This is a genomic window from Halomonas sp. TP35, assembly GCF_052375975.1.
Lineage (GTDB): Bacteria > Pseudomonadota > Gammaproteobacteria > Pseudomonadales > Halomonadaceae > Vreelandella > Vreelandella citrativorans.
This window is the reverse complement of record NZ_JBQSUZ010000021.1, coordinates 47,290-59,684: the sequence shown is the minus strand read 5'-3', so window position 1 is coordinate 59,684 and position 12,395 is coordinate 47,290. Positions and strand designations below refer to the sequence as shown.

Annotated in this window: 16 protein-coding genes; 10 read left to right on the top strand and 6 right to left on the bottom strand. The window is 52.8% G+C overall.

The annotated features are described in order from the left end of the window. Positions 1–214 precede the first annotated feature (214 nt). The gene (locus ACT3RU_RS16980) at positions 215–820 is read right to left on the bottom strand and encodes a hypothetical protein (protein WP_192528666.1); all 606 of its coding nucleotides are present in this window, start codon (positions 818–820) and stop codon (positions 215–217) included. 18 nt (positions 821–838) lie between these two features. On the opposite strand from ACT3RU_RS16980, the gene ACT3RU_RS16975 reads away from it, so the two are divergent. Genes ACT3RU_RS16975 through ACT3RU_RS16945 form a run of 7 tightly spaced genes read left to right on the top strand, consistent with a single transcriptional unit; the run spans position 839 to position 7,253 of the window. Further along, positions 839–2,152, top strand: coding sequence for a phage tail sheath protein (locus ACT3RU_RS16975; RefSeq protein WP_459560471.1), 1,314 nt, complete (start codon positions 839–841; stop codon positions 2,150–2,152). A gap of 9 nt (positions 2,153–2,161) precedes the next feature. Continuing rightward, on the top strand, positions 2,162–2,674 hold the full coding sequence (locus tag ACT3RU_RS16970; protein ID WP_192528667.1) for a phage major tail tube protein: 513 nt from the start codon (positions 2,162–2,164) through the stop codon (positions 2,672–2,674). Positions 2,675–2,734: 60 nt separating this feature from the next. After that, positions 2,735–3,052 carry a phage tail assembly protein gene (locus ACT3RU_RS16965; RefSeq protein ID WP_192528668.1) on the top strand — a complete coding sequence of 106 codons (318 nt, stop codon included), beginning with the start codon at positions 2,735–2,737 and terminating at the stop codon, positions 3,050–3,052. Positions 3,053–3,078: 26 nt separating this feature from the next. Further along, the gene (locus tag ACT3RU_RS16960; RefSeq protein WP_192528669.1) at positions 3,079–3,204 is read left to right on the top strand and encodes a GpE family phage tail protein; all 126 of its coding nucleotides are present in this window, start codon (positions 3,079–3,081) and stop codon (positions 3,202–3,204) included. A gap of 1 nt (position 3,205) precedes the next feature. After that, a complete protein-coding gene (locus tag ACT3RU_RS16955) occupies positions 3,206–5,794 on the top strand; it encodes a phage tail tape measure protein (RefSeq protein WP_192528670.1) in 2,589 nt (862 codons plus the stop codon). Positions 5,795–5,820: 26 nt separating this feature from the next. Further along, positions 5,821–6,264 carry a phage tail protein gene (locus tag ACT3RU_RS16950; protein WP_192528671.1) on the top strand — a complete coding sequence of 148 codons (444 nt, stop codon included), beginning with the start codon at positions 5,821–5,823 and terminating at the stop codon, positions 6,262–6,264. Beyond that, positions 6,261–7,253 (top strand): phage late control D family protein, encoded by a 993-nt coding sequence (locus tag ACT3RU_RS16945; RefSeq protein WP_192528672.1) that lies wholly within the window; start codon positions 6,261–6,263, stop codon positions 7,251–7,253. Before ACT3RU_RS16950 ends, ACT3RU_RS16945 begins: the two co-directional genes overlap by 4 nt. A gap of 31 nt (positions 7,254–7,284) precedes the next feature. On the opposite strand, the gene ACT3RU_RS16940 is transcribed toward ACT3RU_RS16945, so the two are convergent. Next, positions 7,285–7,785, bottom strand: a complete 501-nt coding sequence (locus ACT3RU_RS16940) for a hypothetical protein (protein WP_483392919.1) — start codon at positions 7,783–7,785, stop codon at positions 7,285–7,287. Positions 7,786–7,972: 187 nt separating this feature from the next. After that, positions 7,973–8,362 (bottom strand): S24/S26 family peptidase, encoded by a 390-nt coding sequence (locus ACT3RU_RS16935; RefSeq protein ID WP_192528476.1) that lies wholly within the window; start codon positions 8,360–8,362, stop codon positions 7,973–7,975. Positions 8,363–8,528: 166 nt separating this feature from the next. Here ACT3RU_RS16935 and ACT3RU_RS16930 point away from each other — a divergent pair, with 166 nt between their 5' ends. After that, a complete protein-coding gene (locus ACT3RU_RS16930; RefSeq protein WP_225733922.1) occupies positions 8,529–8,681 on the top strand; it encodes a DUF4113 domain-containing protein in 153 nt (50 codons plus the stop codon). Between the two features lie 19 nt (positions 8,682–8,700). On the opposite strand, the gene ACT3RU_RS16925 is transcribed toward ACT3RU_RS16930, so the two are convergent. The 3 genes from ACT3RU_RS16925 to ACT3RU_RS16915 all read right to left on the bottom strand — a co-directional run bounded on the left by ACT3RU_RS16925 (position 8,701) and on the right by ACT3RU_RS16915 (position 11,284). Next, positions 8,701–9,219 carry a hypothetical protein gene (locus ACT3RU_RS16925; RefSeq protein ID WP_192528474.1) on the bottom strand — a complete coding sequence of 173 codons (519 nt, stop codon included), beginning with the start codon at positions 9,217–9,219 and terminating at the stop codon, positions 8,701–8,703. A 10-nt stretch (positions 9,220–9,229) separates the two neighbouring features. After that, the gene (locus ACT3RU_RS16920) at positions 9,230–10,276 is read right to left on the bottom strand and encodes a hypothetical protein (protein WP_192528473.1); all 1,047 of its coding nucleotides are present in this window, start codon (positions 10,274–10,276) and stop codon (positions 9,230–9,232) included. 402 nt (positions 10,277–10,678) lie between these two features. After that, complete coding sequence (locus ACT3RU_RS16915; protein WP_192528472.1) at positions 10,679–11,284, bottom strand: S24 family peptidase; 606 nt, start codon at positions 11,282–11,284, stop codon at positions 10,679–10,681. 139 nt (positions 11,285–11,423) lie between these two features. Here ACT3RU_RS16915 and ACT3RU_RS16910 point away from each other — a divergent pair, with 139 nt between their 5' ends. Next, positions 11,424–12,026 (top strand): hypothetical protein, encoded by a 603-nt coding sequence (locus ACT3RU_RS16910; RefSeq protein WP_192528471.1) that lies wholly within the window; start codon positions 11,424–11,426, stop codon positions 12,024–12,026. A 32-nt stretch (positions 12,027–12,058) separates the two neighbouring features. Next, entirely contained in the window at positions 12,059–12,385 is a 327-nt protein-coding gene (locus tag ACT3RU_RS16905) for a hypothetical protein (RefSeq protein ID WP_192528470.1), read from the top strand. Positions 12,386–12,395: the final 10 nt, after the last annotated feature.

Below are 12,395 nucleotides of genomic sequence, written 5' to 3'. Positions count from 1 at the left end.
TAGTAACAGCAAATGTATGAGATACCGTTCTACGCGAGATCCATCAGCTACGTCTTGGTGGCAAAGCTGCCTAAGGCAATCAGAAACGTTTGAGGAGATTGAGGGGGTAACCAAGAGACGATTGGATAATTCAACCGGTAGCGCTGCCAGATGTGGGCATGTCTCTTGAATAGGCAGGCCCCTAATGTCGGTCATTGTTAGCTAAGCTAGGAATCTATTTTTCACAACTCAACGCATTGCAACGTTTTATCACTTCATTGTATTTTTCTTTCACTTCTGAAAACTCTTCTTCTGTTTTGCACCCATCCCCTTTACAGACAAAGCTATTAAAGAATGCCATATCAGCTATATTTAGATTAACTAGCAATATATTATATTTTTCCATAACTTCTTTATTCAACGATAGAAAAAAAGCAAGTCTTTCATCTTCTATTCCGAATATTTTGTTTCTCTCACTTTTTGTCATAAGTCCTGGAATATTTAAAGCATCAAGAGCTTGAGGAGCATCTAACCCACTAATATCAATAGCCACAATACGTGAAGAGCAGTAGTTTATTATCCCCGTCAGTTCCCTAATCAATATAAAATGCGCAGCAGCTTCTATCCTCTTACGCTCCTCTTGTTCTCTTTTTTGTTTACTGAGCTCTAATTTTGTTGGCACATAAATGGCTACTAGAATAGCGATAATCGAACCTATCGCTTGAATCCAAGCAGCGCTCCACTGGGAGAAATGCCATTGACTGGTTTCTGGCGCAGATAAAGTAAACGTTATGAAGAATGCCGCAAAACCAGCTAAAGCAGTTTTTGTCCCTATTTTCATTACTACGCCCCCTTAATTTTGGTTTTTCCGCACCTTACCACACCCCACGGTGTAAACCGCCTCACTCACACCCGCCACCGCTACCACCCTCTCCCAAGCCCCCGCACGATACCTGCGTTAACTATAGATACCTGCGCAGGAGCCACCATGGCACTTGATCAATACCACCACGGCGTGCGCGTTGCTGAAGTGAGCGACGGTACGCGTACCATCCGCACCGTCTCCACGGCGGTGATTGGCGTGGTTTGCACCGCTGCCGATGCGGACGCCGCTACCTTCCCCCTGAACCAGCCTGCCTTGGTGACCAATGTGGATACCGCTATTGGCAAGGCTGGCCTTCAGGGCACGCTGAAAGACACCCTCACCGCCATTAGCCAGCAGGCGAAGCCGATTATTGTGGTGGTGCGAGTAGAAGAAGGCCTTGATGCCGACGAAACCACCGCCAATGTGATTGGCACCACCACCGAGCTAGGCCAGCGCACCGGGCTGCAAGCGCTACTTACCGCCAAGCAAAAGCTGGGCGTGACGCCGCGAATCATTGGCGTGCCGTATCTGGATACCCAGCCAGTGGCCACCGCCATGGTTTCCGTGCTGCAGCGGCTGCGCGCCTTTGGTTATGTGTACGCTCACGGCTGCGAAACCGTCTCCGAAGTCACCGCCTACCGCGATGAGTTCGGTGCCCGCGAGCTGATGGTCATCTGGCCCCAGTGGCAGGCGTTTGATACCGACGACGCTGATACGGTCGATATCAGCCCTGTGGCCATCGCGCTCGGCCTGCGCGCCAAGCTCGACCAAACCGTGGGCTGGCACAAGACCTTGAGTAACGTGGTGGTCAACGGCGTGACCGGCATCAGTAAGGATGTGTTCTGGGATCTGCAATCGCCAGGTACCGATGCCGGGCTGCTGAATGCTGCCGATGTCACCACCCTGGTTAACCAGAGCGGCTATCGCTTCTGGGGCTCGCGCACCTGCGCCGGGCCAGAAAGCCTGTTTCCGTTTGAGAACTACACCCGCACCGCGCAGATCCTCGCCGATACCGTGGCGGAAGCCCACCTGTGGGCCGTGGACAAGCCCCTGCACGCCTCGCTGGCCCGGGACATCATCGAAGGCCTGAACGCCAAGTTCCGCGAGCTGAAAACCCTGGGGCTGATTGTCGATGCCAGCGCCTGGCTGAACGAGGACCTGAACACCCAGACCTCGCTCAAGGGCGGCAAGCTGCGCATCGATTACGACTACACGCCGGTACCGCCACTGGAAGACCTGGGCTTTCAGCAGCGCATTACCGACTCCTACCTTGCCGACTTCGCCGAGCGCGTTGCGGCCACCGCGTAAGGGCTTCTTATGGCACTCCCCAAAAAGCTTAAAGACCTCAACCTGTTCAGCAACGGCGACAGCTGGCAGGGCATTGTCCAGTCCGTCACGCTGCCCACCCTCACCCGCAAGATAGAAGAGTGGCGCGGTGGCGGTATGGACGGCGCTGTGGGTATCGATATGGGTCAGGACGGCCTGCTGACCTGCCAGTGGAAGGTAGGCGGGCTGGTGGAATCCATCTTCGATAACTTCGGCTCTTCCCGCATCGATGCCGACATGCTGCGGATGACCGGCAGCTACGAGCGCGACGATATCGACGAGGCCTCAGCCGTCGAAGTGGTCATGCGTGGCCGCCACACCGAGATCGATATGGGCGATGCCCAGGCAGGCGAGAACACCGAGCATCAGGTCACCAGCACCCTCAGCTATTACAAGCTGACCATCGACGGCACCGAGAAAATCGAGATCGATTTAGTGAACGGCGTGTTCAAGGTGAACGGTGAAGACCGCCTTGCTGGCCGCCGCCAACGGCTGGGTATCTAGCCAACACCTCACCGCTTTTAGTGGCTAACGCCCAACATCAAACCGCACTGGAGAAACAGCATGGACCAAGCCAAAACCGAGACCAGGAACCCAAACGTCACCGACCCCATTGAGCTGGACGAGCCCCTCAAACGCGGCGAGCAGACCATTGACAGCATTACCCTGCGCAAGCCTAAGTCTGGCGAGCTGCGCGGTGTCTCGCTGGCCGATGTACTGCAGATGCAAACCGACGCGTTGATCACCCTGATCCCGCGCCTTTCTTCCCCTTCGCTTACCGCTGCCGAAGTACGCCAGATGGACCCGGCGGATCTTGTGCAATGCGGTGGTGAAATCGCCGGTTTTTTGCTGACGAAGCGGGCCAAGGGCGTGACCGAATAAACCTGCCCGGCTGTGTGGAAGACGCGATGGCGGATCTCGCTATCGTCTTCCACTGGTCGCCGGAAGAGTGCGCCACATTCAGCCTGCGTGAATTGATGGCGTGGCGCGAACGAGCGCGCAAGCGCAGCACACCACCGGAAAGCAGAGGCTAGCGTGGCGCGGGATTTAAAGCTTCAGGTTGTACTTAATGCGGTTGATAGGGCCACCCGCCCGCTACGGGCGATTGACCGCGCCTCCCAGGGCGCGTCTCAAGCCATGCGGGAAAACCGCGAGCGCTTAAAGCAGCTGCAGGCAACGCAAAAGAACGTCAACTCCTTCCGCACGCTGACACGCCAGTCTACTGACACCACCAACGCTCTACGCGAACAGCAAGAGCGTATTCGCCGCCTCTCGCAGCAGATGCGCACCCACGAAGGTGACACCGCCTCGCTGAGGGCAGAACGTCAAAAGGCCATCGCCCAGGCACGTACGCTCAGCCAACGCTCAGATGATGAACGCCAAAAGCTGCAGCGGCTGCGCACCGTTCTGCAAAACAATGGGTTGAGCACTGCTGACCTTGCCCGTGATCAGCGCCGCCTCAACACCGATATGCGCCAAGCCACCCACGCGGTGGAAGAACAGCAGCGCCGCCTAAAACGCCTGGCCGAACAGCAGCGTAATGCAGCCCGTGCCCGAGGCCAGTACGACCGCGCCATGAGCATGCGCAGCAGCATGGCTGGTACCGGTGCAGGCATGGTGGCCAGCGGCGGCGCGGCACTGTATGGCGGGGCACGGCTGCTGGCACCCGGCGTTGCCTGGGGCGAGCAGATGAGTACGCTGCAGGCGGTTGGCCGCTTTACAGCAGACGATGAGCGTTACCAGGCATTACGCCAACAATCCCGAGAACTGGGCGGCTCTACCGCCTTTAGTGCCGCCGAAGTAGGCGGCGGCCAAGAGTTTTTGCTGCGTGCAGGCATGACCAGCGAAGCAATCCGCGCCTCGATGCGCGACGTGCTGGATCTCGCGCTGGCCAATAACACCGAACTTAGCCGTGCAGCGGATATTGCCTCCAACATAGCAGGCACCTTCAAGATCGACATGGAAGAAGACGGCGCCATGGGCCGCGTCGCGGATATCCTCTCCGGCACCGCCAGCCGAGCCAACGTGAGCCTGGAAATGCTCGGCGATACCATGAAGTACTTGGGCGGCGCAGAAGACCTCAAGCTCACCATGGAACAAGCCGCCGCGATGTCAGGCTTACTGGGTAATATCGGCATTCAAGGCAGCCAAGCGGGCACCACGATGCGCGCCATGACAAACCGGTTAACGGGGCCTGCTGCCGAAGGACGCAAACACATGGAGGCGCTTGGCCTACAGGTAGAAGACGCCAACGGCAATATGCGCGCCATGCCTGATATCCTCCGGGACATCAACAACGCCACACGGGATCTAGGCAACGTCGAGCGTCGCAACATTCTCTCTAAAATCTTCGGTGCAGAAGCTGGTTCAGGCATGACCGAGCTAGTTAACGGCATGGCCGATGGTGATTTAGACAAACTCATAGAAGCCTTGCAGAGCAACGCTGGCGAAAACGCCCGCATGGCCAAAACCATGGCCGATAACATCGGCGGCGACCTGAAATCGCTCAGTAGCGCCTGGGACGAGGTGGGCATCTCAATCACCGAGACCAACAAAGGCCCGCTACGCCAGTTGATTCAGAACGTCACGGCCATTACCCGGGGCGTGGGCCAATGGATCAACGACAACCCGCGCCTGGCCGGTACCATCGCCAAGGTGGTCGCCATTCTGGCCGTGCTGGTGACAGCAGGCGGCGCACTCACACTAATGCTCGCTTCCATTCTCGGCCCCATCGCCATGGTGCGCTACGGCATGGCGTTGGTAAGCCCGCAGATATTGATGGCGGGCAAAGCGTTTCTATGGCTGGGCGGCGTGTTCCGTACGGTATCCATGTTCCTGCTCGCCAACCCGATTGGCATTGCCATCACCGCCATTGCGGCGGCGGCCTACCTGATCTACCGCTACTGGGAACCCATCAAGGCCTTTTTTCAAGGCGTATGGCAGCAAGTGCAGGCCGCCTTTGGCGAGGGGATTGGTGCAGTGGCGCAGCTGCTAATGAATTGGTCGCCGCTGGGCTTGTTATATCAGGGCATTACCAGCGCGCTTTCTGCGTTGGGTGTGCAGATCCCCGAGCAATTTAGCTCACTGGGGAGCGCCATGGTGAACGGCCTGATAGGCGGGCTAACCGGCAAACTGGGCGAGCTGCGCGAGCGGGTAACGGGCATGGCCGGCAACGTGCGCGGCTGGTTTGCCGATGTGCTGGATATTAACAGCCCCTCCCGCGTGTTTACCCAGTTGGGTGGCTACACGGTAGACGGCCTGAACGCCGGGCTGGATGCCAAGCGCGATGAACCCGCCCGACGCGTGCAAGAAATAGCCCGCCGCGTAACCCAAGCCGGTGCTGGGCTGGCACTGGGCGCCGCCGCCCTACCCGCTGCGGCCATGCCCAACATCGAGAAGCACGCCCCCATTCAGTTTGATACCCGGCCGCCGCTGAACGCCCCCAGTGCCCAAGCAGGCAGCGGCTTCACCATGGGCGATATCAATATCAACGTAACGCCCGCCCCGGGCATGGACGAACAGCAGCTTGCCCAATACGTAGCGCAAGAAGTGCAGCGAGCCATTACCAACGCCCAGCGCGATGCGCAGGCACGACAACGCTCCTCAATGCGCGACCTCGACTAACCCCATTCACTCAGGAGACGCCCACTATGTTGATGGCCCTTGGCATGTTTGTGTTTGAAACCCGTAGCGTGCCTTATCAGGAATTAAAGCGCATCACCGAGTGGCGTCACGCTAGCCAATCCCGTGTGGGAGAACGTCCCGCCTACCAGTTTGTAGGCCCCGGCGAAGATACGATCACCCTTTCAGGCACCCTGCTGCCCACCTTCACCGGCGGACGCTTCAGCCTTGATGAGATACGCGATATGGCCGACCAGGGCAACGCCTGGCCGTTAGTGGAAGGCACCGGCCGCCAGTACGGCTTATGGGTCATCACCCGCGTGGAAGAAACCAGCAGCCACTTTTTCCGCGATGGCGCGGCTGAGAAGATCGAATTTAATCTCACGCTCGAGCACGTCGACGATGAACGCACCGACCTGATCGGCCGGCTAGCTCTGCCCACTATGGCGCGCTTGGCTGGGGGGTATGTATGAACCAACGCCACCCCAAGCCCAGCTACCGCATTACCTTGGCAGGCACTGACATTACCCCACGCATTAACGGCCGCCTGATTAGCCTGACGCTACGCGAGCAGCGCGGGCTGGAAGCCGACCAACTGGATATTGTGTTGACCGACCACGATGGCCAACTTGCCATTCCGCCGCGTGGTGCCGAGCTACAGCTGGCCTTTGGCTGGCAGGATAAAGGGCTGGTGGACAAGGGGAGTTTTACGGTAGATGAAGTGCAGCACACCGGCACGCCGGACCAGCTCACCATCCGCGCCCGCTCAGCGGATATGCGCGGCCAACTGCCCGGCAAGCGCACCCAGAGCTGGCACGACCTGACCTTAGGCGAGATCGTCACCACCATTGCTGGCCGCAATAGTTTAGAGCCAGTGGTGGCCGCCGCGCTTAACGGCATCCGCATTGGCCATATTGATCAAACCGAAGAATCCGACCTGAATTTTCTCACCCGCTTGGGCGAACGACACGATGCCATTGCCGCCATTAAGGCCGGGCGAATGCTGTTTACCACGGCAGGCGAAGCGCTCACGGCCAGCGGCCAAGCGATGCCCGGCATTACCCTCACCCGCCGCGACGGCGACCAGCACCGTTACAGTGTGACCGATCGCGATGCTTACAGTGGGGTAAAAGCCTATTGGAACGATACCCGCGGCGCCGAGCGCAAAACCGTGCTGGCTGGCACGGATGATAATACCAAGCAGCTGCGCCCCACTTACGCTACAGAAGACGATGCCCTGGCTGCCGCTCGTAGTGAGTGGCAACGCATTCAACGTGGGCTGGCAGAGTTTGAATTGACGCTGGCACGGGGGCGGGCGGATATATTGCTGGAGACACCGTTAACGCTTAGCGGTTACAAGCCTGAGATTGACGCCACCGGTTGGTTGGTGGCGGATGTGACTCATTCGCTAAATGATGGGGGGTTTGGTACGCAGGTTAGATGTGAGATTGCTGGTAAGTAGCAAAACTTCTTCTTATTTTGTGAAAAACTAACTATCCATACGCCTTATAGAATTGAAGTATAAATGAGGTCATAAGTAACGTGAAACCAAACCCAGCCACAACTCCTTTAGGACACTTTCTCACTATCACACTCCAGGAGCTGAAAATTATAAAAGGAAGAGCTGGAACCAGGTTAGTAATAAGGTTCACAGAAACTAGAAAAGTAACTGCAAAAGTAATTCCAAGCAACAAACCAAAAAAGCCTCCAACTAGGTAATAAAATGGCCAAACATTAGAACTACCAGCCAATATCACGCCTGCTGTAGTAATCATTGTAAAAAAAATCACAAAAAATTTTCTATATGCACTTTTCTCTTTTAAATAAGGTATTTCCTTTTCTAAAGCATTCGCTGTAAATTGCTCACGTCTCTCCAACTTATCAGCTAGCCAACTATCTATCTTTTTTTGTAGTGGAGCATTGAACAAGTACTCCACCCCCATAAAAATTGCAGCAAGAAAATTTAACCATAGAATCAGCAGGTCGATATTCATTTCTATCTCAGCAGTCAACTGTCCCTAACACAAAAACCCCCAGCCATTCCATGGCTGGGGGTATCAGTGCCGCATCCTTCTGGCGAGGCGGAGTCCGTCCCACGTGCTTCCAAGCGACATCACCAGTATCTCAAAAAAAACAGCCGGTTAATGTAAGCGAAAAACGACACGCCTTGTAAGCAATTACCTACAGCGCCCAACACCTCGCCTGCTTCACCACCACTCCTTTGAACTGCTCCGTATTAACAAAACACCCTTCGCCCCCATTGGGCGGCAGCAACCGGCAGCGGCTGCCCACCCGATGCGATTTAAACAGCCGGTATTCCCCCTCCACCTCAGCCACCACCAGATCCGCATGGCCAAACGAACGGGCCTCATCCACCACCAACACATCCCCCTCCATCCATGGCCCGCCCGGTATCGCCTCTTCGCTCACCTCGACTAAAAAGTAACTGGGTGAAAACCGCCGCTGATCAAATTCCGCTATCGCCGGGTGTTTAACCCCCACCACTGCTGGCCCCAAGTAGTTTACGCGCATGCCCTTGCCCTGACGTTTTTGATATGACGCGACGTACATTAGTGTTTGCCTGTCGCGCTCCCAGCACCTAATACTGTATAAAACGACAGTCTTACACAATAGGTAAGGCAAATTATGATTGGTTTTGTCGACTCGACCAGCACCGCCAACAGCTCAGCTTGGTAGATACACTGCAGAAGAGAAACGCCAGCGCAGCCAACAGCTTATGGCCACCATGGATGCACTGAACGAGAAGATGGGCAAGGAAACAGCGCCTAGGGCGCCGGAAAAGAACGCCCCTTGGCACCTACGTTGCGCGAGCCAAAGCCCACGCTATAAGACTAATTGGGATGAGTTGATGGTGGCACATCCAAAGTAATAAATTATCTTAGTTAAGCTTAAATATCATGATCAGCTACATCATTTGAATTTTGACCCCTTACTTTCCTAAGAAGAAAATAATTTTTCAAAACAACGGAGATAATAGAATTCACTTGAACAAAAGTTGCAAATAGCATAAAGGAAAATGCACAAAACTTTACAAGCGAAATACTTAACCCGAAATAATCGAACGACTTTATGATTGGCATACACACTTGTATAAAAATAGCAAAAACTATAATTATTGCAGACTGCATAACAATATCAAAAAGCTCGGACAGATAGTTTGCATCTTGCACGGCCCGATGAATTAGCTTAACGTTATTTTCTCTGCTATCTATAATTGCAGACTTTATTGCACTTGGATATATAATTGCAATCCACGCACCAATAATAGCAAAAATTATTGACGATACATTTAGCAAAACTCCCATCACCTCCTTAAACTCAACACTTGTAAAAGCGTTAAGATTACCATAGCTAAAATAGCCTATAGCCAAAGATATTAATAAAAAAGCCATCAACCTAATATACATAAGGTTACCTTTAAGGCAGGTCATCTATGACAGTTTGAATAGCAGAATATAGTGCATTTGCTGAAATAAAGCCAGAAAAGCCATTCGCTATATTTAACTCAACACTACTCTTATCGTGATTGCTAAAAAAAGAAATTTTCTTCTGGGCATTAGTAATAGCTTTAAGACTAATTAGCTCACCATTTCTATGAGCAACAATCGCGTTATCATAAACTTCCGTTAACTCTTTTACACCTGGAGTCCAAGGAACCTCGCTTTTATAACGAACTACATCAGGCAAGCTTTTACTAACGCCTAATCTTTCAAAAAACTTGTTATAGAAAACCTCACCGCCTGATTTTGAGACGCCAGTTTTTAAGTCAATATTTATTTTTTCTACTTTCTGTAAACGACGAATATTCTTTATTTCGCTCTTTAAATATTCAAAGTCATCTCCCCGCTTACAAATTCTAAAATCAAGTTTAATCTCTATATCTTTATCGATATTAAGAGCATTACCATCATGCGAGAACCCTTTGAAGAAAACGTCATAACTACCGTCAGGCTGTTTTACCTTACTGTTTACAACCCAAGGAGTAGCTTTTTTCTCTAGATATCCATTCAGATAGAAATGAAAATTAGATTTACCCTGGTCCGAATGTTCAAATATAAAAGTCACTAATTTTTTATCTTTAGGCCTTAACCAGAAATAGATGGGATATCCGGGTATATATTTATTCCCTAGAGATTTTTTCGTAGCTACGCCTTTACCAGGCTGCATACCTTTACTAATACCATAAATATTACCTTTGTGATTCTTTACTTCTTTCCAAAGTACTATTACAGCATCCTGATCTGTACTATCAAAATATCCATCAACGAAATAAGTATCAGATGCTACTTGGTAATCTTTTTTGGCGTAAGTCCGAGTATTCTCAATTTGGCTTACGCTCCTGCCCCACTTCACGAACTCTTCAGTAATTCTTAAATAAGAAGGAAATCCGTTAGGAGTCACTCCTTGTTTATAGTAGCCTAAACTTTCAATATCATACGGAATTACAGTAGCATCAACTAACATAAAACACCTTATAACTAAATTTAACCAATTATAACGAACCAATATGATTTATTTGCAAATACTAGGTATGGGTGCATGAAACTCCATTCCTCACCGGTTGACTCTTCCAGCATTGCTTCGAGGGCATCCAGCGCTTCAGTATTCATCAACTCTTGAATCGCAAGAATATCGAACTGGCTGGCTACCTGAGTAACGGCAGCAATGCTCTTCTACTCGCCCCACCCAAAATTCTGAATATTCCAACTACCGATTCTAATATCCGCCAAGGCAGGCCACGAAAGCACTAGGCAGAGCAGCAGTGCTGGCCTTAGGAGCTGTTTCACTCTCTTGATGTAGTTCATTCCCTGTTCCTTCCTACTCAGGCAGCCTTAAAACTGCCGTTATGTATTTATGTTTTTACAGTTACACAACCCGCCCTATCCGTATCTCACACCGCCCCAAAATCTCAACATCCCCCATATCCTGCGGCTTGATCATCTCTGGCTGGTACAGCTCGTTATCACTAATCAAATACAGCGCGCCCCCTGCTAAACGCTGCACTCGTTTAATCCGCCGCTCCCCACTGACCAACAGCAAGAACACCCCTTCCTGTTTCGGGTCACGGTTTCCACGGTTAACCAGCACCCAATCCCCATCCTCCAGTGTGCCCAACATGGAATCACCGCGCACCTTTACGCCTACGATCTGCGCTGGGTCCAGCCCCTGCTCGGCCAGCTCACTCTTGGGAAAGTGCAAAACGGATTGAATCGGCTCACCTTCAAAGCTACGCCCTGCACCGGCAGCAGCTTCGATGTCATACATCGGTATGGATGCCATGCCATCGGATAAATCGACTAGCTCAACGTTTGACGAAACCGAACGGTTACCAGTAAGAACGTACTGAACATCAACTCCCTGAGATGCGATAGCTGTGAAGTAATCGCCTTTCGGGCTGCGCTGGTCAGCTTCGTAGAGCATTTGGGACTTCTTAGTCACATGGGCAAGGTCACCGAACTGGGTTTGAGACATTCCCAGACGCTCCCTCTCCTCCCTAAGCCTTTCGCCCAATGAAACCATTTAATCCTCTCAACTCTTGACAAGGTAACCGTTCGGTACCATTCTATTAATGTCTTTCACTTCACTACACATAGCAAAGGGAGCCACTGCCATGGCCACACCTGCTTCTATTTCACCGCTCCCACTCAGGGCTCTGGATATCCATAAAGCCCCTGAGCGTTTCCATCATCACGGGGGTACCGCACTGATGACACTTAAACTGAACGACACCGTCACCCGGGATTCGCTGCAATACCGATTTTTTATCGTTCTCGAAGCAGGTTGCGCAAAGGTGATGTCCGCTACCACGCTCGCTGCCGTGGTGCTTACGTCGGTACGTGGCGCCACCCGCGGGGGTTATGTATTCCTCGTAGCCAGCCTTCTCTTCGTGCCATTGCTTAAGGCGCTTTATTTCATCGTTAAGCTCTATCTGCGCCTTCTCCTGCTTAAGAGCGCTCAACTCCGCTTCACCCACGCTGACTTTCAAAGCATTGAGCTCTGCCTCAAGACGCTCAGCAAGAAGCTTCCGCTGCTTACTAGAGAAAGCTGGGCTGAGTGCCTTCAACTGCTCCGCAATTTTAAGCAGCTCAATCACGCGCCCGCTTACTTCTCCAATTACCGCGTTCACATCCAACAAATCGTTAATCCCCTCGAATGGGCGACTGGCTGCATGGCTGAAATCCAGGCGTGCCGTCGTCGCTCCAGCACTCGTTAACCCTATTTCTACAACCAAAGGAAACCACTGCCATGGTCACCATCATTGCCACCATTCTTATGCCGACCACTCAAACCACACTGTTTCGCGGCATTGAGGTCGAGCTCGACCGCTGCTCTGAACACACGCGCCGCAACATCGAAATCGCGCTGAAGCGCGGCACCAATACGCCTAACCCGCTGGCGGATCTTGAAGCGCTGGAAGAACGCACCACCGCCGAGGCCGTGGGCCAACTCGCTGCCACGATGCTGGCCCATAACGCCTCTAGCGATGAAGTAGAAGACGCCCTTTGCGAACTGCGCACCTACATGGATGAACACTTCCTGCAGCGCAAGCTGGTGCGCCTTTACGAGCGCTAACGCGCTTTGC

Bases quoted from the DNA above. Each gene is read 5' to 3' on its own strand.
- ACT3RU_RS16980 (WP_192528666.1), bottom strand. From the start codon at position 820: ATGAAAATAGGGACAAAAACTGCTTTAGCTGGTTTTGCGGCATTCTTC.
- ACT3RU_RS16970 (WP_192528667.1), top strand. From the start codon at position 2,162: ATGGCACTCCCCAAAAAGCTTAAAGACCTCAACCTGTTCAGCAACGGC.
- ACT3RU_RS16965 (WP_192528668.1), top strand. From the start codon at position 2,735: ATGGACCAAGCCAAAACCGAGACCAGGAACCCAAACGTCACCGACCCC.
- ACT3RU_RS16960 (WP_192528669.1), top strand. From the start codon at position 3,079: ATGGCGGATCTCGCTATCGTCTTCCACTGGTCGCCGGAAGAGTGCGCC.
- ACT3RU_RS16950 (WP_192528671.1), top strand. From the start codon at position 5,821: ATGTTGATGGCCCTTGGCATGTTTGTGTTTGAAACCCGTAGCGTGCCT.
- ACT3RU_RS16945 (WP_192528672.1), top strand. From the start codon at position 6,261: ATGAACCAACGCCACCCCAAGCCCAGCTACCGCATTACCTTGGCAGGC.
- ACT3RU_RS16940 (WP_483392919.1), bottom strand. From the start codon at position 7,785: ATGAATATCGACCTGCTGATTCTATGGTTAAATTTTCTTGCTGCAATT.
- ACT3RU_RS16935 (WP_192528476.1), bottom strand. From the start codon at position 8,362: ATGTACGTCGCGTCATATCAAAAACGTCAGGGCAAGGGCATGCGCGTA.
- ACT3RU_RS16930 (WP_225733922.1), top strand. From the start codon at position 8,529: ATGGCCACCATGGATGCACTGAACGAGAAGATGGGCAAGGAAACAGCG.
- ACT3RU_RS16925 (WP_192528474.1), bottom strand. From the start codon at position 9,219: ATGTATATTAGGTTGATGGCTTTTTTATTAATATCTTTGGCTATAGGC.
- ACT3RU_RS16920 (WP_192528473.1), bottom strand. From the start codon at position 10,276: ATGTTAGTTGATGCTACTGTAATTCCGTATGATATTGAAAGTTTAGGC.
- ACT3RU_RS16915 (WP_192528472.1), bottom strand. From the start codon at position 11,284: ATGTCTCAAACCCAGTTCGGTGACCTTGCCCATGTGACTAAGAAGTCC.
- ACT3RU_RS16910 (WP_192528471.1), top strand. From the start codon at position 11,424: ATGGCCACACCTGCTTCTATTTCACCGCTCCCACTCAGGGCTCTGGAT.
- ACT3RU_RS16905 (WP_192528470.1), top strand. From the start codon at position 12,059: ATGGTCACCATCATTGCCACCATTCTTATGCCGACCACTCAAACCACA.